This window comes from Bacillus kexueae, assembly GCF_022809095.1.
GTDB lineage: Bacteria > Bacillota > Bacilli > Bacillales > Aeribacillaceae > Bacillus_BZ > Bacillus_BZ kexueae.
Window position 1 is genome coordinate 1 of the sequence record NZ_JALAZE010000016.1, and the last position, 25,651, is coordinate 25,651.

The 25,651-nt window shown below is 38.8% G+C and carries 26 protein-coding genes and 2 pseudogenes; 2 read left to right on the forward strand and 26 right to left on the reverse strand.

Annotation, left to right across the window (positions count from 1 at the left end):
* Positions 1 to 2: 2 nt before the first annotated feature.
* From ML543_RS16615 to ML543_RS16730, 23 genes and pseudogenes are all read right to left on the reverse strand, one after another.
* Positions 3 to 116 (reverse strand): annotated as a pseudogene (locus ML543_RS16615) (flagellin); the annotation flags it as partial.
* Between the two features lie 346 nt (positions 117 to 462).
* On the reverse strand, positions 463 to 1,725 hold the full coding sequence (locus ML543_RS17005) for a flagellin N-terminal helical domain-containing protein (protein WP_279326726.1): 1,263 nt from the start codon (positions 1,723 to 1,725) through the stop codon (positions 463 to 465).
* Positions 1,726 to 1,924: 199 nt separating this feature from the next.
* Positions 1,925 to 2,104, reverse strand: a complete 180-nt coding sequence (locus ML543_RS16630) for a carbon storage regulator (protein WP_243388527.1) — start codon at positions 2,102 to 2,104, stop codon at positions 1,925 to 1,927.
* A 394-nt stretch (positions 2,105 to 2,498) separates the two neighbouring features.
* A pseudogene (locus ML543_RS16635) lies at positions 2,499 to 2,612 on the reverse strand (flagellin); the annotation flags it as partial.
* 346 nt (positions 2,613 to 2,958) lie between these two features.
* Complete coding sequence (locus tag ML543_RS16640; RefSeq protein WP_243388528.1) at positions 2,959 to 4,050, reverse strand: flagellin N-terminal helical domain-containing protein; 1,092 nt, start codon at positions 4,048 to 4,050, stop codon at positions 2,959 to 2,961.
* Positions 4,051 to 4,155: 105 nt separating this feature from the next.
* Positions 4,156 to 4,392 (reverse strand): carbon storage regulator CsrA, encoded by a 237-nt coding sequence (gene csrA / locus ML543_RS16645; protein WP_243388529.1) that lies wholly within the window; start codon positions 4,390 to 4,392, stop codon positions 4,156 to 4,158.
* A 3-nt stretch (positions 4,393 to 4,395) separates the two neighbouring features.
* The gene (gene fliW / locus ML543_RS16650) at positions 4,396 to 4,836 is read right to left on the reverse strand and encodes a flagellar assembly protein FliW (protein WP_243388530.1); all 441 of its coding nucleotides are present in this window, start codon (positions 4,834 to 4,836) and stop codon (positions 4,396 to 4,398) included.
* A gap of 14 nt (positions 4,837 to 4,850) precedes the next feature.
* Complete coding sequence (locus tag ML543_RS16655) at positions 4,851 to 5,441, reverse strand: DUF6470 family protein (RefSeq protein ID WP_243388531.1); 591 nt, start codon at positions 5,439 to 5,441, stop codon at positions 4,851 to 4,853.
* A 54-nt stretch (positions 5,442 to 5,495) separates the two neighbouring features.
* The gene (gene flgL, locus ML543_RS16660; RefSeq protein ID WP_279326727.1) at positions 5,496 to 6,371 is read right to left on the reverse strand and encodes a flagellar hook-associated protein FlgL; all 876 of its coding nucleotides are present in this window, start codon (positions 6,369 to 6,371) and stop codon (positions 5,496 to 5,498) included.
* A 10-nt stretch (positions 6,372 to 6,381) separates the two neighbouring features.
* Positions 6,382 to 7,923, reverse strand: a complete 1,542-nt coding sequence (gene flgK / locus ML543_RS16665; protein WP_243388532.1) for a flagellar hook-associated protein FlgK — start codon at positions 7,921 to 7,923, stop codon at positions 6,382 to 6,384.
* 13 nt (positions 7,924 to 7,936) lie between these two features.
* On the reverse strand, positions 7,937 to 8,422 hold the full coding sequence (locus tag ML543_RS16670) for a flagellar protein FlgN (RefSeq protein WP_243388533.1): 486 nt from the start codon (positions 8,420 to 8,422) through the stop codon (positions 7,937 to 7,939).
* Positions 8,423 to 8,436: 14 nt separating this feature from the next.
* The gene (gene flgM, locus ML543_RS16675; protein WP_243388534.1) at positions 8,437 to 8,700 is read right to left on the reverse strand and encodes a flagellar biosynthesis anti-sigma factor FlgM; all 264 of its coding nucleotides are present in this window, start codon (positions 8,698 to 8,700) and stop codon (positions 8,437 to 8,439) included.
* Positions 8,701 to 8,769: 69 nt separating this feature from the next.
* On the reverse strand, positions 8,770 to 9,186 hold the full coding sequence (locus ML543_RS16680; RefSeq protein ID WP_243388535.1) for a TIGR03826 family flagellar region protein: 417 nt from the start codon (positions 9,184 to 9,186) through the stop codon (positions 8,770 to 8,772).
* Between the two features lie 59 nt (positions 9,187 to 9,245).
* Positions 9,246 to 9,665: a ComF family protein gene (locus ML543_RS16685; protein ID WP_243388536.1), complete on the reverse strand. Its 420-nt coding sequence runs from the start codon at positions 9,663 to 9,665 to the stop codon at positions 9,246 to 9,248.
* Positions 9,666 to 9,927: 262 nt separating this feature from the next.
* Complete coding sequence (comFB, locus tag ML543_RS16690) at positions 9,928 to 10,212, reverse strand: late competence protein ComFB (RefSeq protein WP_243388537.1); 285 nt, start codon at positions 10,210 to 10,212, stop codon at positions 9,928 to 9,930.
* Positions 10,213 to 10,491: 279 nt separating this feature from the next.
* Positions 10,492 to 11,316, reverse strand: coding sequence for a muramidase family protein (locus tag ML543_RS16695; RefSeq protein ID WP_243388538.1), 825 nt, complete (start codon positions 11,314 to 11,316; stop codon positions 10,492 to 10,494).
* Positions 11,317 to 11,338: 22 nt separating this feature from the next.
* Complete coding sequence (locus ML543_RS16700; protein ID WP_243388539.1) at positions 11,339 to 11,680, reverse strand: hypothetical protein; 342 nt, start codon at positions 11,678 to 11,680, stop codon at positions 11,339 to 11,341.
* A gap of 58 nt (positions 11,681 to 11,738) precedes the next feature.
* Positions 11,739 to 11,933 carry a hypothetical protein gene (locus ML543_RS16705; RefSeq protein ID WP_243388540.1) on the reverse strand — a complete coding sequence of 65 codons (195 nt, stop codon included), beginning with the start codon at positions 11,931 to 11,933 and terminating at the stop codon, positions 11,739 to 11,741.
* A gap of 638 nt (positions 11,934 to 12,571) precedes the next feature.
* Positions 12,572 to 13,897, reverse strand: a complete 1,326-nt coding sequence (locus tag ML543_RS16710) for an ATP-dependent helicase ComFA (protein WP_243388541.1) — start codon at positions 13,895 to 13,897, stop codon at positions 12,572 to 12,574.
* 108 nt (positions 13,898 to 14,005) lie between these two features.
* A complete protein-coding gene (locus ML543_RS16715) occupies positions 14,006 to 14,851 on the reverse strand; it encodes a DegV family protein (RefSeq protein ID WP_243388542.1) in 846 nt (281 codons plus the stop codon).
* 432 nt (positions 14,852 to 15,283) lie between these two features.
* The gene (locus ML543_RS16720; RefSeq protein ID WP_243388543.1) at positions 15,284 to 16,246 is read right to left on the reverse strand and encodes a nuclease-related domain-containing protein; all 963 of its coding nucleotides are present in this window, start codon (positions 16,244 to 16,246) and stop codon (positions 15,284 to 15,286) included.
* 695 nt (positions 16,247 to 16,941) lie between these two features.
* Entirely contained in the window at positions 16,942 to 17,631 is a 690-nt protein-coding gene (locus tag ML543_RS16725; protein ID WP_243388544.1) for a response regulator, read from the reverse strand.
* A 58-nt stretch (positions 17,632 to 17,689) separates the two neighbouring features.
* Positions 17,690 to 18,859, reverse strand: a complete 1,170-nt coding sequence (locus tag ML543_RS16730; protein ID WP_243388545.1) for a sensor histidine kinase — start codon at positions 18,857 to 18,859, stop codon at positions 17,690 to 17,692.
* Between the two features lie 160 nt (positions 18,860 to 19,019).
* Between ML543_RS16730 and ML543_RS16735 the strand changes: the two genes are divergently transcribed.
* Both ML543_RS16735 and ML543_RS16740 read left to right on the forward strand, forming a co-directional pair.
* Positions 19,020 to 19,658 carry a YigZ family protein gene (locus tag ML543_RS16735; RefSeq protein WP_243388546.1) on the forward strand — a complete coding sequence of 213 codons (639 nt, stop codon included), beginning with the start codon at positions 19,020 to 19,022 and terminating at the stop codon, positions 19,656 to 19,658.
* A gap of 13 nt (positions 19,659 to 19,671) precedes the next feature.
* Positions 19,672 to 20,664: an LCP family protein gene (locus ML543_RS16740; protein WP_243388547.1), complete on the forward strand. Its 993-nt coding sequence runs from the start codon at positions 19,672 to 19,674 to the stop codon at positions 20,662 to 20,664.
* Positions 20,665 to 20,676: 12 nt separating this feature from the next.
* Here the strand turns inward: ML543_RS16740 and ML543_RS16745 are convergent, their stop codons facing one another.
* From ML543_RS16745 to ML543_RS16755, 3 genes are all read right to left on the reverse strand, one after another.
* On the reverse strand, positions 20,677 to 21,750 hold the full coding sequence (locus ML543_RS16745) for a glycosyltransferase family 4 protein (protein WP_243388548.1): 1,074 nt from the start codon (positions 21,748 to 21,750) through the stop codon (positions 20,677 to 20,679).
* Positions 21,751 to 21,895: 145 nt separating this feature from the next.
* On the reverse strand, positions 21,896 to 22,537 hold the full coding sequence (locus ML543_RS16750) for a sugar transferase (protein WP_279326730.1): 642 nt from the start codon (positions 22,535 to 22,537) through the stop codon (positions 21,896 to 21,898).
* Positions 22,538 to 22,774: 237 nt separating this feature from the next.
* On the reverse strand, positions 22,775 to 25,624 hold the full coding sequence (locus ML543_RS16755; RefSeq protein ID WP_243388549.1) for a PA14 domain-containing protein: 2,850 nt from the start codon (positions 25,622 to 25,624) through the stop codon (positions 22,775 to 22,777).
* Positions 25,625 to 25,651: the final 27 nt, after the last annotated feature.

Sequence of the window (25,651 nt, forward strand, 5' to 3'; positions counted from 1 at the left end):
AATTAACGAAGTAACTGAAGTACTCCTTGTGGTTGCTGATTTGCTTGCGCAAGCATTGATTGTGCTGCTTGAGAGAGGATGTTGTTCTTTGTGAACTCCATCATTTCTTTCGCCATCGTGCGAACATTTGCTTTCACAAATGACTAGACTATCTCTTCACCCTCAGCTTCAACTGTTAGGGGCCGGGCACTTCGGATTCACGATGTCTCTCACCATCGCTTCACCTACGGGTTTCATCACCATGGCTCTCGCTTTAGGTGGTTTACCCTAGTCGTTGAACCTTCTCCAGAGTTTCCTCACAGGAGCTTGGCTGCTCGATTGCCCAATCCTTTGATTTTTCAAGCGCTCACGCTTGCCGTTTCCAGCTACGTTGTCGCATCAAAGGCTCTAAGGGGTTTCCAGCAATTCACCCGGTCGTAATCGCTAGCCGTTTCCAGCTAGGACGACTGTGCCTGTCACTGTCTAGGCAGCTAAGGCATAATCTACGTCACGGATACGAGACTCAGCTGCTGTTAAGTTCTCAGATGCTGTTCCTAAGTTGTTAATTGTGTGTTCTAGACGATTTTGATAAGCACCTAGTTTTGAACGCTCTTGAGAAACTGTTTTAATAGCATTATCAATTACTGCAATAGCATCCGTAGCTTTTGTAGCGTCAGAAATATCTAACGCATACTCAGTTCCAGATGTCACATCTTTTGTAATTTGGTTAGCTGCTCCAGAAGCAAAGACCGAAGATCCAGCACCTCCGTCTGCATCTCCACCGGCAGTAGTGCTAGCTAGACCGAGTGCAACAGCTCTCATATCATTTATTGAAACAGAGAATTGTTGATCAGCATTTGCACCAACTTGGAATGATGCTGTACCGTTTGTTCCATTAGAACCTTCCGCATTTACAGTTGTTACAGGATTTACACCACTTTTAAACTGTACCATTCCTTGACCAGCAGATCCATCATAGGCACCACCAGTAGTAGCAACTATTTGCAAATCTTCACCAGAGCTACCACTAAAGTCAAATTCGGAAATAGAAAGTGAAGGATCTGCACCACGCATTGCTAAAAGCTGTGCTTCAATACGATCTCCAACGTTGCTTGGATCTGTTGTTCCTGTTGCAATAGTAATTGTTTTTGTTGCTGCATTAAAATTGTCACTTGCTCCAGAATTATCATTGGCAGTACCGCTATCCCAAGCAATTGTGTAGTCTGTCCCTCCAATTGTTAAAACTGTACTACCAGTTTGTCCAGCTCCAATTCCTGAAAAATCAAAAGTTACATTAACTTGAGTAGCTCCACTTCCTGCACCAGTTAAATCTCCATTTATTAATTTCTTTGTATTGAACTCAGTATTATTTCCTATTCTATTAATTTCTTCTGTTAACTGGTTCATTTCCTTTTGTAATTCAGTTCTATCATCAGAAGTGTTCGTATCGTTTGATGCTTGAACAGCTAACTCACGCATACGCTGTAAAATTGCGTGTGTTTCGTTTAGTGCACCTTCAGCCGTTTGAATTAAAGAAATACCATCTTGTGCATTACGTGATGCTTGCTCTAACCCACGAACTTGTGCACGCATTTTTTCAGAGATTGCTAATCCGGCTGCATCGTCACCTGCACGGTTAATACGAAGACCAGAAGATAGTTTTTCCATAGACTTTGATGCATTTGCAGAACCTGCAGAAAGTTGGCGGTAAGTATTTAACGCCGCAATGTTGTGGTTAATTCTCATGTTTCATTACCTCCGTGTTTTGATATTTTTTTGTTGGGAACATCCGTTTTCCCAATGTATTTATTAATAACCTCTTTTGAAGAGGGTATTAACCCAAAAACCATAAGCAAAAGGGGATAAAAAAAAGGATGAGTGGCAATGATATTGTGCATCCTGCACATTCAATACCATTGACACTCATCCTTGAGTTAGTAGCAATTTATTTTACAGATTGTTGTGATTTCATGTTCGTTTCATAAACTTCGCCACGCACAATTGGAACATTCTTAGGTGCGTCGATGGCGAGCCGCAAATCACCTTTATTGCTCTTTACAACTTTCACTTTAATATTGTCATTGATTACAACGTATTCACCAGGTTTTCGACCAAGTACAAGCATATAAAGCTCCCCTTTCGCTTTTTTACATATCAAAAATTTCAATCTAAATTTATTTGTTAAATATAGTTCTTTTTACCCATGACAATAATCTTACTATGGATAATGATTTCTTCAAGGAAAACATTTCTACAAATTACGACAAATACCACTACATATAAGTAAAAAAGGATGAGCAAACAAACCTACCTTCTATCTGCATCCTGCAGAAAGAAAATAAGTAATGTTCACTCATCCTTGAGTAGTCCTATTAATTATTTAAAATAGCGCATATTTAGTTAATGTTTACCTTTCAATACTTATATCGGAAGAATTTTTAAATGTTTAACAGAAATTCAGGATTTTTTTAAAAAATAAAGAGCTGCCTCTAATGAGACAGCTCTATTAATTATGATAATTAACGAAGTAACTGAAGTACTCCTTGTGGTTGCTGATTTGCTTGCGCAAGCATTGATTGTGCTGCTTGAGAGAGGATGTTGTTCTTTGTGAACTCCATCATTTCTTTCGCCATCGTGCGAACATTTGCTTTCACAAATGACTAGACTATCTCTTCACCCTCAGCTTCAACTGTTAGGGGCCGGGCACTTCGGATTCACGATGTCTCTCACCATCGCTTCACCTACGGGTTTCATCACCATGGCTCTCGCTTTAGGTGGTTTACCCTAGTCGTTGAACCTTCTCCAGAGTTTCCTCACAGGAGCTTGGCTGCTCGATTGCCCAATCCTTTGATTTTTCAAGCGCTCACGCTTGCCGTTTCCAGCTACGTTGTCGCATCAAAGGCTCTAAGGGGTTTCCAGCAATTCACCCGGTCGTAATCGCTAGCCGTTTCCAGCTAGGACGACTGTGCCTGTCACTGCCTAGGCAGCTAAGGCATAATCTACGTCACGGATACGAGACTCAGCTGCTGTTAAGTTCTCAGATGCTGTTCCTAAGTTGTTGATTGTGTGCTCTAAGCGGTTTTGCGCAGCACCAAGTTTAGAACGTTGAGTTGATACTTGCTTGATTGCATCGTCAAGAACTGCTGTTAAAGCGTCTGCTTTTGTAGATGTGTCAACAATTGAGTTTGCAGGACCAGTTACTACGTTATTGATGTAGCTACCTACACCTGTACCTAATGTAGTAGAATCCATTTTATCAAAAGAAACGTTTAACTTTTCGTTCGCAGTACCGTTAGAACCAATTGCGAAACTTGCAGATGCATTTGCACCAGTTGTGATGTTTAACGTATCTAAATCTGTAGCGATGTCACCTGCTGTTTTTGCAGAGTCCCCTGTAAGTTCTAACTTAACGCCTAATTCGTTGAAGTCAAGTGTCATTTTACCGTCAGCACCGATTGTTGCGTCAAGTGTAATTGTTTGAGCAACAGAGTCGCTACTACGAGTTAATGTTACCTGGCCACCACCAGCATTAGAAAGTGTATACGTTTCACTACCAAGTGCACCAGATACATCGATGTCTGAGATTGTTGCATTCGCAGTTGTAGTTAACATTGTACCAACAGAAGCAGTACCACCAGATACTGTAGGAGCTAAGTCACCGTTTAAAAGTTTCTTTCCGTTGAACTCAGTTGTTTTAGAGATACGATCGATTTCGTCTTTTAATTGAAGTAACTCTTCACCGATTGCCTCACGGTCGTCAGCGCTGTTCGTATCGTTGGAAGCTTGAACAGAAAGTTCACGCATACGTTGTAAAATCGCATGAGTTTCGTTTAACGCACCTTCAGCTGTTTGAATCATAGAGATACCATCTTGTGCGTTACGAGAAGCTTGCTCTAAACCACGTACTTGCGCACGCATTTTTTCAGAGATAGATAATCCGGCTGCATCGTCACCTGCACGGTTGATACGAAGACCAGATGATAATTTCTCCATAGACTTAGATGAAGCCATAGAGCCTGCTGTTAATTGGCGGTACGTATTTAACGCCGCGATGTTGTGATTAATACGCATAAAAAATCATTCCTCCTTGAATTTTACGGCCGACGTCCTTGTGGGCCAGTTTTCGGTACTAAGTAGCACCTTCCACTATTTATATCGGAAGAGGATGATCAAGTTTTAATCCTTTTTTTCAATTTCTTTCATTTTTATTTTACTAAGGAGATCCAGAGAGATTTGAGACGCCGATTCGTTTTCGGTTTGGATGTCTTGATACACTTCTTTTCGGTGTATATCGATGTTTTTAGGTGCTTTAATGCCGATTTTGACTTGGTCTCCTTCAATCGCTGTAACGGTAATTTCGATGTCATCACCAATCATGATCGATTGTTTTAATTTTCGGGACAAGATGAGCACGGCTTACACCTCCTCTTTCATTCGTTCAAAAAGTACATGTTTCGTTTTGTAAGAGGTGTTTGTCAGAATGATTTGCTTGCCACGCTTTGATTGATTGTTAATAATGATTGGTGCTTGGAGGTTGGCAGTTGTTTGCTCAAACGGATCTTTAACGGTTAAAATCGAGTACACAGACACGTCTTCTTCACGCTCAATATGTAATTGGGAAATCGTATTTTCATCTAACTCAATCTCATAGTCCTTGAAGTAGAGAAACGGGATAGCTAAGACAAATGCAAGTTCAGGCGTACCAACTGATTGTAATATAAAAAACGGCGATTCCTCTTCAAGACGCAGGATGACAAATTTCTTTTCATTGATAAATCCTGGGATTCCTGTAGAGAACTCAATAACCTCTGTGTCTTTTATCTCGATTTCTCCATGATATTTTGTTTGTAACTTCATCCTTCACACAACCTTTATATTTTCATTTCAAAATTAATCCCTTTAAACAATAAGTTTTCAAAGTCTACCTTTACATTTGCTTTTTGTTCCATTTCAATGTTCACATTGCCAGGCTTGTAGTCAACAATTGGCTTTTTCGGTTTTGAGTTGTTGACGGCAGGTTGCGCCTTCCACTCGATATCAACCTTACCTGGATTGTAATCTATTTTCACACTAAAATGAGATGGAACCCAGCCAACATTAAATTCTTTCGTCGGTGACTCACTGTTAAATTTCGCTTGAGTTGCAATTGGATTTCCACCGTCTTCAATCTTCATTAATTCATTTCCTTGCTCGGTCATTCTCGCTAATCCATTTAACCAATCTTGATAGCCGTTTTCGGCATATTCTTCAATTCGTCGAAAGATATGTTTTAAGTCCATATCTTCCCATGCTTTTGTTTGGTCAATGGTTAATTTAGAAGGTGTGCGGTGAATTTCCATTTCAATTTTAGGATTTTGAATGTCTAGCTCCGCCTGCGGTTGTTCGATTGATTGATGAGGTGGAGTCGTTGTCATGCTAATTCTCGCCTGTTGAGATTCCAAACGAATTTGAGGTAGTTTCATCTATCTCACTCCTCGCATAATAAGAAAGGACCCAAAATTGGATCCTTCAATTTATTATCGTAAAAAGTCGACTAAAGTAGGCTGAATGATTTTCGAACCGGCTGCCAATGCGGCACGGTGCACACTTTCTTGTGTTTTCAGATCAACAATGACCTTTTCCATATCCGCATCTTCATTATCGGATAAAATGCGGCTTGCAATCACTTCTTGATTTTGAATTCGATTGTCGACGAATTCAACACGGTTGTAACGTGCCCCTAATTCAGACCACTCCGCATTTAATTGGTCTAAATGTCCATCTAGCTCTTTCAATAAGTCACTTAAATTGGATTGATTTCCAGACTCTAAAGCATTTTGAATGCTTTGTAACGTATCAAATAGATCTTGACCAAATACATTGTTCGCATTAACATTCGCGCGAAGCTTTACACCTTTTGACACTTCTACCATAAACGAATCTGTATTGATAGTCGCAATTGGTGGATCTCCGTCTTGTACTGGTGGTTGATCTGTCACCGTTCCGTTAAAAATGTAACGACCGGCTACTTGTGTATTTGCTACTGTTACAATATCACTTTTAATTTGTTTGATTTCAGCAGCGATGGCTTCTAAGTCACTTCCACTGTTTGTACCGTTTGAAGCTTGGACAAGCAGCTCACGCGTACGCTGTAGCGCTTGGTTCGTATGCTCAAGCCCCGCCTCAGAGTTTTCAATCCACTGATAAATTTCGGAAATGTTACGTTTATATTGTTCGACTTCTGTTAAGTTCGTTCGGTAATACATCCCTTTCATCGCAACGACAGGGTCATCGGATGGGCGGGTGATTTTTTTCCCGGTTGCGAGCTGGTCTTGATATTTGCCTAATTTCTCGTAACTGCTACTAATGTTTCGTAATGAGTTTTGCGCGAGCATTGATTGTGTTACACGCATTGGTCGTCACCTACCTTCCAACTAATCCCATATTGTTAATGATTCGGTCTAAAATTTCGTCTTGTAACGTAATCATTCGAGCAGCTGCATTGTATGCGTGCTGAAATTGAATCATGTTGGACATCTCTTCATCAAGCGAAACTGCGCTGACCGATTGTCTGCGCAAGTCTACAGCTGACGTTAGTTCTTCTGAGTTTCGTTTCAGACGATTCGCTTCTTGAGCGTCTACAGCCATTCCACCTATTAAACTTTCGTAATAGTTTTGAACGGTTGTATAGCTTCCGTTGATAGAAAAGCTACTATTTTTCACTTCCGCTAACTCAACGGCATTTGATCCGTCCCCCATATTCCCTGTTTTAGAGGCTGCGATATCATCAAGCGATTGAATGTCTCCAGATAACTTAATACTTGAAGCCGCACCCGATTTATCCGAATTCGCTCCCGAAACGTCAAAGAATTCTTTCGGTGTTTGAGTACCTGCTTGAATATCGGAAACACTCCACCCTGATTGATGAATTTGATTGAACTTCGTTGCAAAGTCATAGGCTAAAGCATCGAGATTTTGAATCATCTCTTCATAAAGTCCTTCTTTCACGACTGTTCCACTGCCCGTCGTGTATGTATACCCATACGAGTGAATATTCCCAAGTAACTTTCCAGAAGACGTAAAATCTTGAATTTTAACATCTGTAGTTCCAAACGAAATTCCGCTTACAAGGCCATTACTTCCATCATATTTAACCGAAAGCTCTTTTACTTTTAAGTTTTTCCCGTCTACAATCGTTCCGAGTGAACGACCATTTTCATCCATTAATTCAACCGTTACTTTTCCTTCTGCAATTTCTTTGGCATTTCCACCACTTGAAACAGGTGTGACTTTAATGTTCACAAGCGATGATAGTTGATCTAATAAGCGGTCTCGTTCATCGTATAAATCATTTGGTAAATACCCGTGCGGTTCAATTTCACCAATTTGTGTATTGATGTTGTTAATTTGACGTAATAACGAGTTGACTTCTTTTACCGTTATATCAACTTCACTCTTAATATCTTGTTGAATAGCAGTTAAGGAATTCGACAAGTAATTAAAAGTTTCCGCTACAGCAATCCCCCGTTCTCTCACGACGGCACGTGCCCCTGCATTCGTCGGGTTTAAGGCGAGGTCTTGCAGCGATTGCCAGAATTGGTCCATCGTCGCGGCTAATCCGGCATCTGACGGCTCGTTCATGATTTCTTCCATTTTTTCAAGCGCTTGGGCACGGGAATCCCAGTAACCGAGTTTATTCGCTTCTCCTCGGTATTGAACGTCTAGAAATCCATCCCGAACACGTTGTACTTCACTTTGTGCAACACCCGTTCCGATTTGCCCTGGCAATTCTGGGCGGTTTAAAGAGGGAGCTGGATACGGGTTGTTTTGTTCTAAATTGACACGTTGCCTTGTGTAACCAGGTGTATTCGCATTCGCAATGTTATGTCCTGTCGTATACAATGCGCTTTGTTGAGCACGAAGCGCACTTTTTGCTATTTCTATTCCTAAAAATGTCGAACTCATTTTGATTCCTCCGTTACGCTTTCGAATCAAACATGGAACGTTGCTTCGGAACGTTTTCTGTTTGATGATTCGGATGACGATACGTTACACTTTTCTCCTGCGGCATGACCGTATCAAGCGTGAAATTGATAAATTGTAACGCTTGATGTGTAAGCTGTTGGTTCAAGTAGTTGGCTGCCTTTAGCTTAGACATGATCTCAATAAACCGTACATGCATCTCTTGTAGCTTATCTTTTTCCGTTCCTTCTGCTTTGTTGATGCATGCGGTTAAACTTTGATCTTCTGAACCGTTTAAAAATTGTTTTGTTAAAAAAATCCGCTCTTGTTCCGTTTGCTGAATTTTCCGCGCAAGCAACTGCTCTTTTTTTAACAGTTCCTGCAAGTGTGACAGCTCTTTATTTTCCTTTAATACAACCGTTTTTTCCGTCGCTATTTCGTATAATTGTTCATGAAGGGTAAGTAGCTTTTCCAACGAGTCAATAAGCTTTGTTGCGTTCACTTGTTTAAGCCCCCTTATTGCTTACGGAAAAAGTCAATCATGCTTTTGGCGATTTCTTTTGCATTGATTGAATAAGTCCCGCTTTGAACTTGCTGTTCAATTCGTTGAACCTTTTCTTGACGCTGTTGGATCATTTCCTTTGACTTTTGTAATGCTTGCGCCTCTTTTGAAATTTCGAGTTTATCTTCTTTTTGCTTTACTTCTGATTTTGGTTGATTTCTTTCCACTTGCTTATTGTATAAGTCAATCCCGTTCGTCCGATAGTTTTGAATTCTCATTGTTTCACTCCTTCCGATGCACGATTTTCTTACTTATATTATCGGTTGTTCTCTTATTTATTTAAGAAATTAATCTTTTTTAGGCTTATTAGCATAGTATGTGGAACCATTGTCCCCTTTATCCTTTTTCCATTCATCAAACTTTTGTAGCTTTTCAATTTCAGCTTTTAGCTCTTTCGCGCAATTTGTGCACAACTTTCCGTCCTGAATCGCCTTCCCACATTTGTCACATGGATACCCTAAGTTCGGAAAGTTTGAAAGCTGCAAACGTTTTTGACGAATAAATTTTAATATCAAGTCTTCTGAAACACCCGTTCCGTCGACCACTTCTAACAACGTTGCCGTACGATTTTCCCGCTTACGTAAGAAATTATAAACCGTTTCATACGCTTTCTCCTCTTCTTTAAAGCAGGCATCACAAATGGTTTTAAACGTTGATTTTATAAATAAAGCATTACACTTTGGACAATTTGCTAGTTCCCCCATGTTTTAAGCTCCTTCATGTCAATATTACTACTTATTATATCGGGAGAATTTACAAAAAGTTAACCTCTAATTAATGTTAATGATTGGACATCCTTTGCACCCGCTTCGTATAGTTTGATAGCCGCTTGATGTAACGTTGTACCTGTCGTGTAAATGTCATCGATTAAAAGAATCGATTTCCCTATAACCAATTGAGGATCAGAAACAAAAAATGGGTTCTTTGAATGGATTCGTTCATGGCGAGATTTTTTTGACTGTTTGGAGGATTTTCCTTTTTTAAGAGGTTCAATGATAGGGAGATTTAGAAGTTGCGCAAGTAGGAGCGCTTGATTAAACCCACGTTCTAGTAAACGGTCTTCCGCTAAAGGGATTGGGATAATCGTAAGCGCATGGGGAAAATAACGCTTTTTCGCTTGTTGAAGATAAGGTTGAAAGATTTGGGCAAGTATCGCATCTCCTCGGAATTTATAACGATTCATCAATTCTTTCATCCAATCGCTATAAAGAAAAATAGAGCGATTTTGTCGTAAAGTTCTCTCAGTTCCTAGACGCCTCTCCCATTCGACGCAATCGCTACAAACGGCGTCATCTTGCTGAGGCCGTCCGCATTTTAGACAAATAGGTTCAGTGATTCGCTCGAATTCCCTTTCACATTCTATACAGAGTGGACGTAAATCCAATTTCCAAAAAACAAACTGCCAAAGATGGACTACTTTCATCTCTTTATGGCAACATAAGCAATTAATTGTTCTCCTCTCCTTTTTGTTGGTGGGTCGGTTGTTTCGATACGATTTTGGCGCACTCTACTAATTCAACGATTAACGATGTTAACTCTTGCTTATCAATGTATTTCGCTTTCACATAAGCGACTTTCCCTTCATCGGTTACATAGCGTGGTTTTACTTTGTTTAATACGAGGGCTAATACATCTGCTTTGCATGCCTCACATGTACAACTCATCTGGAGTTGATCTAAATACTCCTCTAAAAGTTCAGCCATTATCTTCTCCATCGCATTGATTACCATCCTTGCTACCTCCAACTCTCTTTTTATATATTTATTTTCGTAGCATACTGTAGGGCGAAAGCGGTTAACTTTTATTCATAACTACATCTTTGGCACCATTATATGTTTATCACAATAAAACATTTCGAAACTAATATAAAAAAATGAGGACCTTTATGTAAGAAAGTTTGCTTTTTTACTATTATAGTGGAAAAAATTACATAAGAACAAGAGATTTCTATCTTCGTTTGCAAAGACTATTAAAATTTTCCTTTTTTCTGACGATAAAAAAAAGGAGTCTTAAGACTCCCTTTCAAAACTAATCAACGCCGGGCGGTTTGATTCCCCCGAAATTGTATACGTTAACCATCCCTTTTGACCAGAAAGGGACTTATAGGATTGTGTCGCGCCATACGACACTTCCACTACTACTGGCATCCCTTCAATGAGAAATTCTAAAGACGTTGTGTCAACAGCCCCGACCAAAGTAGCTTGCTGACGGAATGTATGTTGTGAAGGGATTTGTAGTTTTTGGTTAATGTAGACAATATCATGTTGTAAGCCATTCTCTTTCTTTAAATCTTCAATCGTTACTCGAAAACGTTTAGCAAGAGAATACAATGTATCACCTGGCTGAACAGTGTAGTGAGTGGCGTTTATATTTTTCTCTGGGATGATTAGCGCCCGGCCAACGATTAGGATTGAACTTTTGAGTTGATTGACCTGTTGAAGTGTTTCCACACTAACACCATAACGCTTCGACAACTCCCATAATGTATCGCCTTTTTGAATAATATGTTTCCGTTCACCAACAAACGGCAATTCTTTGCGCTCATTCAAAAACGGAACGTGTAAGGTTTGTCCGACGTGAATGAGATTGCTACTCAAATTATTTTTTTCTTTTAATTGCTCAACTGTCACGCCATACCGTTTCGCTAACGAATACAATGTGTCCCCAGCTTTTACAACGTATTCATCTACACAATCGCACGCTTTCACGTTGTTGCCTGCCGTTAATAGAACTGTTGTAACCGTGAGCGCTGCCGCAGAATAAACGATACGTTTTCGCTTTTGTTTCCGCTGTTCTTCGATACGCTGTTTACGCGTTTTCGTAATACGTTCCATTTCCATTCCCCTTTACCTAGATCTACTTTTCGGCGTCTAATAAGTCCTCTAATCCAAATATATGCACGCCAAATGAAGTAAAGAAAAATAAAATTGATAAAATAATCATGCCGGCCGTGCTATCGAACATAAATCCTATCCAACAGCCGACGATTCCCCATCCCATCGCGAAAAATAAAATGCGCAGTTCTTTTAAAGGATAGACCGTTAAGAAAATCGCGGTCGCCACAAGAAATGCTAGGAATGATTGAAAAATAAGGGCAAGATCTAACGATAAGATGAAAAGCTCAAATACGGGCGCAAACCGCATGACTTTCCATGCAGGTTTGACGAGTATCCCGCGCTGCTGTACATGTTGTTCCATCTCCATCACCTCGTATGTTTTTTAAGTGAATGTAAAATGTAGATTTTTTTCTCCTCCCTTAACTGTTTGATTTCATAAGCTTTGTGCGTATACTAGGCTGCAAAGATTTTTTCAGTTCATCTTGTTGTTTAATAACGACATACATACTCTTTTTCAAAAGCTTTAGCTGTCTTGTTAAAACAGCGTTGTATGTCAAAAGTGAAATCATAAATAAAGCTATAATCGAAAAGGATGTTAAATGTATCCAGTCCAACTTACTCTCTCCTTTTCTCTACTTTGGAGCGTACGCTCAACAATTGAAGATTTTACATGGAAAAAGAATCTTCGACAATCTTCCCTATATCTGTCTTATTTTGTTGAAATGTGTAAAAAAACAAGCCGAAAGTCTTAACGGTTTCAGTAGAACCGGAACCATCATCATAGATTTTTTCGTTCATTTATAGGCGCAATTCCATGCATGAGTTCATAAAGGAAAAACAAAAGAAAATCAGACAGGTAAAAACTATCAATTTTTCAGTATTAGAACGACTCCAATCGTTGTTTTTTCCTTTCTTATTCGAAAGGACCTATTATTTCCTCATTTCTTCAATTCTTCGCTGGTTATTTAGTTGCATTCACCGAAAGATTAAATAAGAAAAGCACAAAGCGCAAGTCCTTAGGCGCATGGCGCTGGAGGACCTGCGAGGAGGCTTCCGTCGCCACAGCAGGGCCGAAGTGACCCGAGCTGATGGCGCTTGGAGCTAGATACCCAAAAAACTGTAAAGAGAATACTTTAACACTTTATTGAACTTAAACTTTCTGTAACAACAAGAAAAACATACACTATTCACCTATCTTGGAAGGAAGCTAGGGGATCTTCGATGATTGCGCTTGAAGAATTGACAAAAAAGGTTATGCTCTTAATAGCCCTTCTTTCTTCGCTAATCGATTCATTGTAATAAGATGGTCTCTCGCATCGACCATAGCATTTGTTTTCCCACCGTGAAAAAACGTGATGATACCTGTAGGTCGTTCTTGGCTTCGTCCGACCCGTCCCGCAATTTGGACAAGTGCACTTTCCGTAAAAACAGGATCGTCTGCCCCAAAGATAGCGACGTTTGCCCCTTTAATCGTCACACCTCTTTCCAAAATGGTTGTCGTTACCATAATGCGTACATCCCCCTTTCGAAATCGCTCCACTTTCTCTTTTCGATCGGGGTCTTCCGCATACACCCCTTCAATATTAGGGTACTTTTTGGATAACAACGGAACTGTTGCCTTCAACATGGAAACATGGGGAACAAATAAAAAAGCTTGATAGTGATTTTCGTATTGATGCTGAATCCAATGGGTAATAACTTTTGGAAGTCTTTCTTTTTGAATGGCTTTTTTCCAATTTCCACACCACTGAAAGGTCGGAATCGGTAAGGGGTATCCGTGGTAACGCGCGGGGATTTTCACGATGTGCGAAGAAGGAAATTTTCGTTTCATTTTTTCTGAAGGGGTAGCAGTTAAATAAATGAGGGAACTTTTTGGTTTGCGGGCCTTCTGAACAGCAAAAGTGAGAGTGGCATCGACTGAATAAGGAAAGGCATCCACTTCATCAATAATCATTACATCAAACGCTTCTTTATATCGGAGTAACTGGTGTGTCGTAGCGATGACAAGCGGGGAGATTTTCCCTCGATCCTCACTTCCTCCGTATAAAACAGTCAGTTCTACATCAGGAAATACTCGTTTTAGTCGAGGGGCCAGTTCACGAACAACGTCTGACCGAGGGGTTGCAATACAAACATATTTTCCATCTTGAAGCGACTTTTCAATTCCGCGAAATAAAATTTCTGTTTTCCCTGCTCCACACACCGCCCAAATTAATAACGATTCATTTTTAGCTAATGTGTTCACTAATTGATTTGAAGCTTTTTCTTGTCCTTTAGATAACGTACCATCCCACTTCAACTGAATAGGCCTTGGTTTTAGCGGGGCACGAATGGGCGCACTGACTAAAGATGTGCATTCATTCACTCGCCCCATCATGATGCAGCTTCGGCAGTATGTACATTCTTTCTCGCATCGAGCACACTGATAAGAGGCAAACATGGATGGGTCTTCATTTCCACAGCGGTTACAGAAATAGGCGTTGTTTTTTCGTATCACTCCTTGTTCTATTTCTACATCTTGAGAATCACTTAAAATAAATTCCTCTTCTCGTAAATGTAATCCGCGAATTGGAATCAACTCCTTTAAAAATGAGGATTTCAATGGAGAAAATAGATCTGAAAGGAAAAAGGGGAATCGTAGCAACATATGCTACGATTAACGTGAAGAAAGGGTCGGGGCCGACCGTTACACTAATTTGTACCAGCCGACCGCTAAAGCACCTTCCCCTAAATGAGTTCCGATAACTGGACTAAAGCTACTTTCATAAAACTCAACATGAGGATATTTAGCAGACAATTCTTCCAAAATACTCTTTGCCTCTTCCGGTCGATTCGCATGAATAACGGTCGCACGTAATGGAGCGCCCGTACTCGCATCTTCATCGAATAGAGAATAAATACGTTTGATAGCCTTTTTCTGCGTACGCACTTTTTCAAACGGCACGATTACTTTGTCTTCGAGATGCAACAACGGCTTAATTTGAAGTAAGCTTCCTACGAGCGCTTGCGCACGATTTAATCGTCCACCACGTTGTAAATGAGATAAATCATCGACCATGAAATAAGCGCGCATTGTTTTCTTCATTTCATCTAAATGCTGGATAATTTCTTCAGGTGTTTTCCCTGCTTGTACTAATTGTGCCGCTTCCATCGCATAGAAGCCTTGTGCCATACAGCTAATTTCAGAATCAAAAGGATACACTTGAATTCCTTCAACCATTTGTCCAGCTGTTACAGCACCATTGTATGTTCCGCTAATACCACTTGAAAGATGAATCGAGATGACTGCATCATATTCTTTTGCTAATTGCTCAAATAACTCAACAAACTCACCGATTGCCGGTTGAGATGTCGTTGGTAACTCTTCTCGAACCTTTAATTCTTCCCAAAACTGCTCGGCAGTGATGTCCAACTCCTCCCGGTACGATTCTTGTCCGAAATTGACACTAAGAGGAATCATATGAATGTTCAATTCCTCACGCACATTTTTTGGGATATACGACGTACTATCCGTTACGATCGCAATTTTCATGTATATACCATCCTTAACCAATAGTTTTTTCACTCTTATTATTTTATCGAAAAAGCCGAAAGATTTCATTAGGTTTCCATAGAGGGGCGAATTTTTCCACTAAAGGAATTGGTTGTAGTCGTTTGTAGCAGGGGTAATCCAATAAATTTGGGCGATGATTTTACATATTTGGGCGGACTTCCTTACCATTTGGGCCGTGCTCTCTCTCACTTGGGCGGATACTCTGCACACTTGGGCCGTACTCTCACTCACTTGGGCGGATACTCCTCACATTTGGGCCGTGCTCATACACACTCGGGCGTATACCCTACACACTTGGGCGGTGCTCATACGTACTTGGGCGGATACCCTGCACACTTGGGCGATACTTTCACTCACTTAGGCGATTTCCCTGTAAACTTAGGCTTCGCCTGCTTGACGTGTGGTGTACCCTCATAAACTCCTCTTCCAGTAATACTTCCTACCACTCGTCTCTCCTCTTTCCTCAAGATTCAAAGATCTTAACAGTCGTTTGACTACATAACGAGAATCTACTTTAAGGAAATCTCTCCCCTCTTGATTGGTTATATAGTTTTTAAAAAGTAAAAAATAATCGTTAATTGCCTCATAATGTGCGTTGGTAGAATACTCATGACATCGTGTGCAATACCATTTTTTTCGTTTTCTTTGCATAGGGATAAACTTACAATGAGGGCACTGAACTCCGCAGATGATGTCTCTCGGTTGTATTTGAAATTGATTTAAAATATCTGGATGATGTTCAGCATGATTTTGAAGAATTAGGTTAGCCATTTTTCCTCTCATGACCTTTGATATAGTAGCTGTTGAATTATTCCTTTTTAAGTCATTGATAAAATGATAAAGAGAGTCAATGCGAATAATGTTTCGGCTTAACTCTGTCTCACCCGACTTTAGAACAACGCTTGGATTACTCATGACCACAACAAATTCAACAGTAGGAATGGGGATATTCTTTAATAATAACCATTGACGAAACAACATAGAATGTCGTTGCACTTGCAAAACTGGATGCAAATAGGCCTCTTCGTCATCTCCTATAATTCTTCTCATTTGTTTGAAATGATCATCAAAGGTGAGGGTGCCCATATAGTACTTCGATTCAATTAAGAGGATAAAGTGTGGGAAAATAATTATTGTATCAACCTGAAAAGGGGAGTTCTTTATGATCAATCTTACATCGTTTAGTATCAACGCATCATCTAGGTCACAATAAGATAAATGAAAATCTAAATTCCGTTCACCTTTATACCCCGCTTTTCTTTTAATTAGTTCACTCTCAATACACTCTTTTTTGATGTGGTCTTGCGGGATTCTTCGGAAAAGAGCCTCTAGCGCAAGAAGTTTGATCGGTTTTTTCCTTTCTTTCAAAATCAATACTTCACCTTCTTTTTAAAATTGACAATAGTACTATTCATGATGGAAGTGTAAAATCCTTCTTAAAGCGAAAAATTCGATTAAGAATTTCGTCTTCATTTTTTATGGATGGGGCGGATTCCCCAGAAAGTTTGGGTGCCGCTTTCACTTACTTAGACAAGTATCCTGCTCTCTTGGGCAATACTTCCTCACATTTGGGCGTATACCCTCCACATTTGGGTCGCGCTCTTCCTCACTTGGGCGGATATCCCTCACATTTGGGCGGTGCTCATACGCACTTGGGCGATACCCTGCACATTCGGGCGATGCTCTCTCTCACTTGGGCCGTGCTCATACACACTTGGGCGATGCCCTGCACATTCGGGCGATGCTCTCTCTCACTTGGGCGGATACCCTGCACACTTGGGCCGTGCTCTCTCTCACTTGGGCGGATACCCTGCACACTTGGGCCGTGCTCTCTCACTTGGGCGTATATCCTTCACATTTGGGCGATAATCTCACGTACTTGGGCGTATTTCCTTACCATTCGGGCGATGCTCTCACGTACTTGAGCGTAAACTTCTCACACTTGGGCGGCGATGCTTCTCATTTGGGCGATACCTGCATGATCCCGAGCGTTTCGACAGCGCACGAATCCGCCCCTATTCCGAAATATAAGAAGAGCCCAAAGCATGTAAGCTTGGGCTCTCTTCCACTTATCGAACCTCAACCCAGCCGTTTTTAATGGCTACGACAACAGCTTGAGTACGGTCGTTTACATTCATTTTTTGTAAAATGTTACTTACGTGGTTTTTAACGGTTTTTTCACTGATAAATAGCGCTTCGCCAATTCCTCTATTGCTTTTTCCGTCAGCAAGCATTTGTAATACTTCACATTCGCGCCGAGTTAAAATATGTAATGGTCTGCGAATTTCCGTCGGTACTTGGTGAACATTAGTCACTTGTCCTTGAGATGCAAGGCGACGGAATTCTTTTACTAAATTATGTGTAATTTTCGGGTGTAAATAGGATCCACCATCGGCTACTACTTTCACCGCGTCAATTAACGTATCGGCGTCCATTTCTTTTAGTAAGTACCCTTGGGCTCCCGTCTTTAGGGCACGTGTTACGTAGTTTTCATCATCGTGAATCGATAAGATGATCACTTTTGCGTCTGGGTTTGCTTCGACTAACTGCTTCGTTGCTTCAACGCCGTTTACATTTGGCATGTTAATATCCATGATTATGACGTCTGGATCATTTTCTTGAACAACCATTAAAGCTTGGCTTCCGTCCTCTGCCTCTGCTACTACTTCAAACGCAGGTTCAAAATCTAAAATACGTTTAACACCTTCACGAAACAACTGATGGTCATCTATTAAAACTATCTTAATTTTATCCGTCATGTCTACTCCTCCCACTACCATTGTCGCGATTTTATCTAAAAAGCGTCAATCCGTCAAATTACGCATTTCGAGGGACTTGTATCACGATTACAGTTCCTTGTCCCGGCATTGAGTTAATGACTATTTTCCCATCCAACAACTCAACGCGTTCTTTCATTCCCATCAAACCAAAGGAATTTTTCTTTTCTGCACGAACTTGGTTGACTAAAAAGCCTTTTCCATTGTCTCTAATGACAAGGTTGATTTTATCAGTTAGCACTTCTACTTTTACGTCAATTTGTGATGCTTCGGCATGCTTCAATGCGTTTGTAACCGCTTCTTGAACTAACCGAAAAAGTGCCACTTCAAATTGCGTTGGTAGGCGCTCCTCTTCTGTCCCATGTGAATGGAAGACAATTTTCGTATTCCCATCATATTCTTCGACCGTCGCTAAGTATTTTCTGAGGGTTGGAATCAAACCTAAGTCATCTAAAGCCATCGGACGCAAATCATAGATAATTCGTCGCACTTCATATAAAGCTCCTCGAACCATTTCACGGAAGCTCCGAATTTCCTTAAACCCTTCTTCTGTGCCTCTCTCACGAAAGATTCGGTCTATCAAATCAGAACGCATCAGTACGTTTGCCAATAGTTGTGCAGGACCATCGTGAATTTCACGTGATAAGCGTTTCCGCTCCTCTTCTTGGGCCTCGATAATTCGTAAGCCGAACTCTTGTTTTTGACGAGCATCCTCAAGTACGTCTCCCATTTGACGAAGATCCTGGTTTAAGTAATTAAGCACAACGGAGATTTGCCCGACTAAATGTTCAGACCGCTCAATCATATCTTGCAATCCAACAAGACGTCGCTCCAATTCATCACGTCGGTTTCTTAAAAGCTTTTCTTTCTCTACTAACGTTGCTAGCTCAAGCTGAAGAGCATGCGCCTTTTCATAAGCTACCCGAATATCTTCTTCTGTAAACTTTTGAAAATTACGGTTCACTTCTACGAGGCGCTGCCGTGCATATTTCGATTGAATTGCCAATTTATCACTTTTATCAATGACTTCATTGACCTGTTCTTTTATCACTTTTAACTCTCGTACTAAGTTTTCATATTCCTGGCGAGAGGTTTCCCCAATTTTAAAAATTTCATTTTTACTATTTTGAACAGCTTGAAGCATATTCTCAATGATTTTATCTAAAACTTTTGAATCAAAAGTTTTGGAATCCACTGTTAAAACCTCCATTGTTAAAAACTTGTAACCAAAACTTCAATTGATGTAAGAAATTTGTCGTTTTATAATAGAAGAATGTAATTGTCTCATTATTCTTCCATAATATATATACTTTTAAAAGAGCAGAATGTCTTAATTCTCTTGCCAAATCCTTTAAAGGAGGTGGACAAGCGTGCTTACATCCTATTATACCGTTAAAGAATACGGTGAGCATGAAATTGTCATTGAAAAATCAAGATTCATCTGTTATTTAAGTCGTGCCAAAACTGAAGAAGAAGCACAACAGTTCATACAAGAAATAAAAAAGAAACATTGGAACGCGACGCACAATTGTTCTGCCTATCTCATCGGCGAACATGATCATATTCAAAAAGCAAATGATGATGGAGAGCCTAGCGGTACTGCTGGCGTACCGATGCTTGAAGTTTTGAAAAAGCGTCAATTAAAAGACACTGTCGCTGTCGTCACCCGTTACTTCGGGGGAATTAAGCTAGGCGCAGGTGGCTTAATCCGTGCATACGGCAAAGCCGTCTCAGAAGGGCTCAATAACATCGGCGTAGTAGAACGCAAATTAATGCGCATTATAAAGACAAAGGTTGACTATACATGGCTTGGCAAACTTGAAAACGAACTCCGTAACTCCGAATACATCGTTAAAGAAATTCACTACTTAGAAGACGTCATCATTGAGACGTATGTAAAAGAAGAAGAAAAAGAGACGTTCAAAGAGTGGATGGTCGAGCTAACGAACGGAAAAGCAGAAATAGAGGAAAGTGTGACAGAGTATTTGGAGAAAGAGATTAGTATGTAAAGGGGAAAACACCATGGAACATGGCAAACGAATGGTCAGAAAACAAAAAAAGAGAAAAAAGCGTAGATTAAGACGGCTATTACTTGTTCTACTTTTATTTTTATTAAGCATCGTTGGATATTCTGGGTACGTCATGATTTCAGCATTAAGTGCTGCCAATAGCTCCTATGAGGAATTAGAAAGAGGAGAAAAATCCAATCTTCGCTTAGACAATGTCGAAATTACAAAGGATCCATTTTCCGTCTTATTAATGGGAATCGAAGATTACTCAAGTGGAGGAGCGAATGGAAGAACTGATTCTCTCCTAGTAGCAACCTTTAATCCTAATACCAGTACGATGAAGCTTCTTAGTATTCCTCGAGATACCGAAGTTTATATAGAAAAAACAGATAAAGTTGATAAAATCAATCATGCATACGCATACGGTGGTAAGGAAGAGACTATTAAATCTGTAGAACATTTACTCGAAATCCCTATTGATTACTACGCAACTGTAAACTTTCAAGGGTTTAAAGATATCATTGATGAAATCGGTGGAGTAACGATTGAAGTACCTTTCGATTTTAAAGAAAAAAGTGACGAAGACGGGACTTATATTCAATTCACAGAAGGAGAAATGCATTTAAACGGTGAAGAAGCTTTAGCTTATGCTCGAATGAGAAAACAAGACCCAAGAGGTGACTTTGGGCGGAATGACCGTCAAAAACAGATCATAATGGCAGCGATTGAAAAAATGACTCTAGCGAACAACCTGTTTAAAATTGATGAAATTAGCAATCATATCGGTAATAATGTCCAAACTAACATTAAGGTTATTGAGTTATTAGCGTTACAAAACAAGTTTAGTGACTTTAATTCTGCTTCTATTGAAACCTTAACTATATCTGGAAACGATGATTATAAAAATGGGGTTTATTATTTCAAACCTGATGAGTTATCCTTGACAGAGATTCAAGAAGAACTCAGAAGTCATTTGGACCTCCAAAACCTTGGTAATATTAAATAAAAGAACCTTGTCCTAGACAAGGTTCTTTCTTCTTTCCCATATTTTTTTGAATAAACTTAAAAATGGTTTATACTTATCATTTACCAAACCAACAGTCTCAGCTATTGCCTGCACTAATATTATAAATAATATTATAATGATACTTGAAACCCATAATGTAGAAGATACTAAAATAAAGGCAAGTAGACTAAATACAATACTTACTCCATAAAGCGTCAAAACAGTATTTCTATGGGATAACCCCAAATTCATAAGTTTATGGTGTAGGTGAGACTTATCTGGTTCAGATATTGGTCTTCTATTTAATATCCTTCTTATAATAGCAAAAAATGTATCAGTGATTGGAACCCCAAGAATAATTATCGGAATTATCATATTAAAGAGAGTTACACTTTTATACATGCCAAGGAGAGAAAGAATTGCAATTACATAACCTAAAAAGAGAGACCCTGTATCGCCCATAAAAATTTTAGCGGGATAAAAGTTGTAAAATAAAAAGCCTAAAGTACTCATCATTACAATAGCACTCAAAGTTAAAATTACTACTTCCCCCGCCATGTAAGCCATTATAGCTATCGATAGTAAGTTAATAAATGAGATTCCTGCCGCCAAACCATCTAACCCATCAATTAAATTAACTGAATTTATTATGCCGACAATCCATAAGACAGTAATAAGGTAAGAGAAATTACCTAAAAATAACTTCTCATCAGAAAAAGGTAAAGATAGTGTTTCTATCCTTATACCATCAAGTACGATCAAAACAGCTACGAAAAGCTCTATAGACAACTTAACCCTTGCACTTAAACGAAATACATCGTCAATGATTCCTAATAACAAAATTAGTAACCCACATAGAAAAATAATCCCTAAATCATTGGAATATAAATTTAGAAAAGTTATCCCTGCGATTGAGGCCAAAAATATAGATAAACCTCCCATTCTTGGCATTATTTTTTTATGAACTTTCCTCTCATCTGGATAATCAATGACTTTCATATATACAGCTAATTTTTTTATAATCGGCGTTGTTGTAATTGCAATGAAAAATGACAATAAAGAAGCAGTTATTATACTTATATTCATTGTCTAAATCCCTTCGATTTTAATCAAATAATTTATCCTACACTATTTTTATCCCCTATTTAATAATAAAAAAAACAGAAGGATTAATTTTTTAAAAAGGTATAAAAAAAAAGCTCTAGGGAAATATAATTTCCCATAAGAGCTTTTATCTTGCACCATCACCTGTAATTAGTACTTTAATTGTCTTAACAAATATTAAAAAATCCAACTTCATATTCATATTTTGAATATAAAACAAATCATATTCTAATTTTTCTTTTGGAGAAATGTCATAACCACCATTTACTTGTGCCCATCCAGATAAACCAGGCTTAACTAAAAGTCTTTTTTCAAAACCTGGAATTTCCCTTGAAAATTGTTCAACAAAAACTGGTCTTTCCGGTCTAGGGCCAAAAATACTCATGTCTCCTTTTAATACATTAATCAATTGTGGGAGTTCGTCAATTCTTGTTTTTCGTATAAACTTTCCAACTCTAGTAACACGACTATCGTTTTTAGATGCCCATTGTGGACCATCTTTTTCAGCATCTACTCTCATTGACCGCAACTTATAAATATAGAATTTTTTACCATTCAAACCCATTCTCTCTTGTGTAAAAAAGGCTGGACCTTTAGATTCTAACTTGATAAGAATAGATGTAAAGGCAATTATTGGAAAAGCAACAACTAATGCAATTAACGCAATAACAATGTCAAGTACCCTTTTTAAAAATAAATATCTTTTTTTATTCTCGACTATAGAAGTAAAAGAAATTTCCTCATTTTTTAAATATTTATTGGAGTACAAATTTCCATAATAATTACTTCCTGTAGATCTTTCTAAAGCCACAAAAATCACCTCTACATAAATTATGAGAGATACATCTCAACATTTAAGTTAAAACACTATCACTAATTTTCTTATTAAATCAAGTTTTTGTCAATAAGGAAACATTATTTAAAACATTTCTGTAACATTATATCGAGTCTTTAAAAATAAAAAGAGGTTGGCTCAATTTTATTGTTCATGAGCCAACCCCATATATTACCTTCTTCCAACTTGCACAACTAACTCTCCTGATACCCAACCATAATAGCTAGTAGAAGGAATCTTTACTTTATACCATCCGTTAGAAAGAACATAATTATTATTTTCTAATGCAGCTTCAACAAAGCTATCCTTAGATAGGCTACCTACAATACTTGAATTTGTTGATGGTTCAGAACGGATATTTAAGTTTCCAGAGCTAATATTTACCTTTAAAAGGTTTAGAACATTAACATATTCACTGGAAATCCACCCTTGTTCTGAACCAATTTTCACTTTATACCACCCTTGGTTATTAGTACCTAAAACTTCCAAATCTGTATTTTCATCTAGAGTCCTAATATAAGTTTGAGATGATACAACAGGATCAGTTCTAAAGTTTACCCTAGTAGTTGTTAATCCCTTAACTCCAGCTGGGTATACCGTGAACTCACCACCGTTTGGTATATCTCGTCCTGGAGCTGGAGGTGGACCATCCGTAATTGGAAGAACTGACACATTTTGATATTCAGAAGAATTGTACCCTTTAATTCGTTGCATTAAGCCTGCTATTTTCTCAGCCCAATCAAGGTCAGTGGCATATCTCACATTCATACCCTTTAACGTAGGAGAACCACCATACCACTTTCCATTAGAATCCAGATAATTGGTTCTAATATAATATGCAGTATAATAAATGCTCTCAGTAAAGGATGGGAAATAATATGCACATTCAAATGGACAACTGTCATATGCCCCAAAACCAAAAAGGTTATGTTTATACTTTGCAATGTTAGACCTTCCCCAGTTACTTTCTACTAGAGAGTGTGCTACTAAATATAATGCATTTACACCATATTTCTTTTGGGCTTCTACGTAGGCAGCTCCATACCCAATTAATGGACTTTCAGGCACTATTGATTTAATGTAACTATCAATTTGTTGTGCTGTAACCGTTGAAGGTAACCTTAAATCAAGACCTTTATATGGTGGAAGATAGTTTCCGACATATACGTCGCTAAAAGGTGTTCTTTCATAAAATTTATCTTCACTATCTTTAACATATACTTTTCCCTCTTTTAAGAAAGAAGGAGCAGGACTGACATAAATCTTTGCTGTTCTGTTTTCCGGTGTCCCTAAATAATGGTATAAGATACCATTAGATACTTCATAAAAATCTGGCCCATAAGGTGCTGGTCGATTAGGAACACGAAAATCAGTAGACTTTGATATAGATAAGTTTATATAAGCATCGCCAATGTTTTCAAAATACTCCACTTCAAGGTCATGGTATCCAGAATTAAGTGGAATATTAACATATTTTTCAATCCCATTAACCCCTGCGTTATACCATGAATCAATTACAACCTGACCATCAACCTTGACTCTTACACCATCATCTGAATGGGCATATATTGTGTAAGTACCTTTATCAAAATACTCTCTTTTTTTGAACCTTACCGAAAACCCATCACTTGACACCATTGGACTTGGAGATCCATTCTTCCAATTAAAGTTTAAGTTAGTAATTGGGTATAGAGAATTGTCTCCACCTAATACTACTGGATTGCCAGTTAGGTTTTTGTTAGGGTACACGAAGCCAATCCACTGATTTTGATAGTCAGTTTGATTGAATGGTACAATCTCAAATTCTATTGAACTTTGTCCGGTGTTTTCAAAGTAATCTACTTCTATCCAGTGTATGTTTGCTTCATTTGAACTAACATTCTTTCTATCACTTATATTGACCAAGATAGAGTCTTCTCTTAGCGAACTGTTACTCCATCTATCAAGAATTAATTCACCATCTAAGTATACTCTTACACCATCATCAGCTTTCGTTCTAATAATGTAGCTTCCCTCTTTTAATCTAGCTGCTGTAGAGTATTTTGCGGAGAAATTATCAGTAGATACTTTATTTGGAACTGGACTCCCGCTTCCGTTATTCTCTGCAAAGCTCAATTTGCTACTAGGCGACGAAATTACCTTAGAGGTAACTGGACTTCCACCAATATTTTTGTCGGAATAATAGTATGCAACCCAATCTCCTAATGGAACTATATCCGAAAAGATAAATGCATTTCCACTATTTTCATAGTAATGAGTGATTATGGAATGATGATCTCTTGGGACATTTAGCCAAAGGCTTCTATCAATATTGCCAGATGAATCAGACCAACGATCAATTAAGTATTTACCATCAACTTCGACCTTCACTCCATCATCTGCCAATGTTTGAACAAAATAATCGCCTCGTTCAAAGAATCTAGATTGGTCAAATACTGCAGAAAATCCATCAGAAGATATTCCTTCTCCAGGACTCCCCATCCCCCAATTCATTCCAACAGTTTCTTCTTTTCTCACAAAAACGTAATCAGTGAGTTCGAAGTTTAAGTTTAATTTTGCATTTCCTGCTCTCTCATAATACTCAACTATTATTTCGTGTTGACCTTTAGGAAGATATACAAAACCATCTCTGATGCTATTACTATCAATCCAAGAGTCAATAATTTTTTTCCCATTTACTATTAATCTAATGCCATCATCTGCAGCCAAATTGAATCTATAATAGCCTTCATTACTCACATTTATTTTCCGTAAAAATCGAGCTGAAAAGTTATCCCTAGGAATGAATGGATGTGGAGATTGCGCTCCCCAATCAAAATTTAGATTTTGAATCGGTTCGAGAGCATTTTCTCCTCCTAAGATAACTGGTACACCCGAAAGGCTCGTATTTGAATATAACTCTCCAATCCAGCCAGTATCGGCAACTTTATATGGTTCTATTGAGAATTCGATATTGCTATTATATAAGCCATCGTAATATTCTACTTCAATCCAGTGAACGTTCTTTTCAGCTGCCGGCACATTACTACGGTCCTCAACTTTTACTTT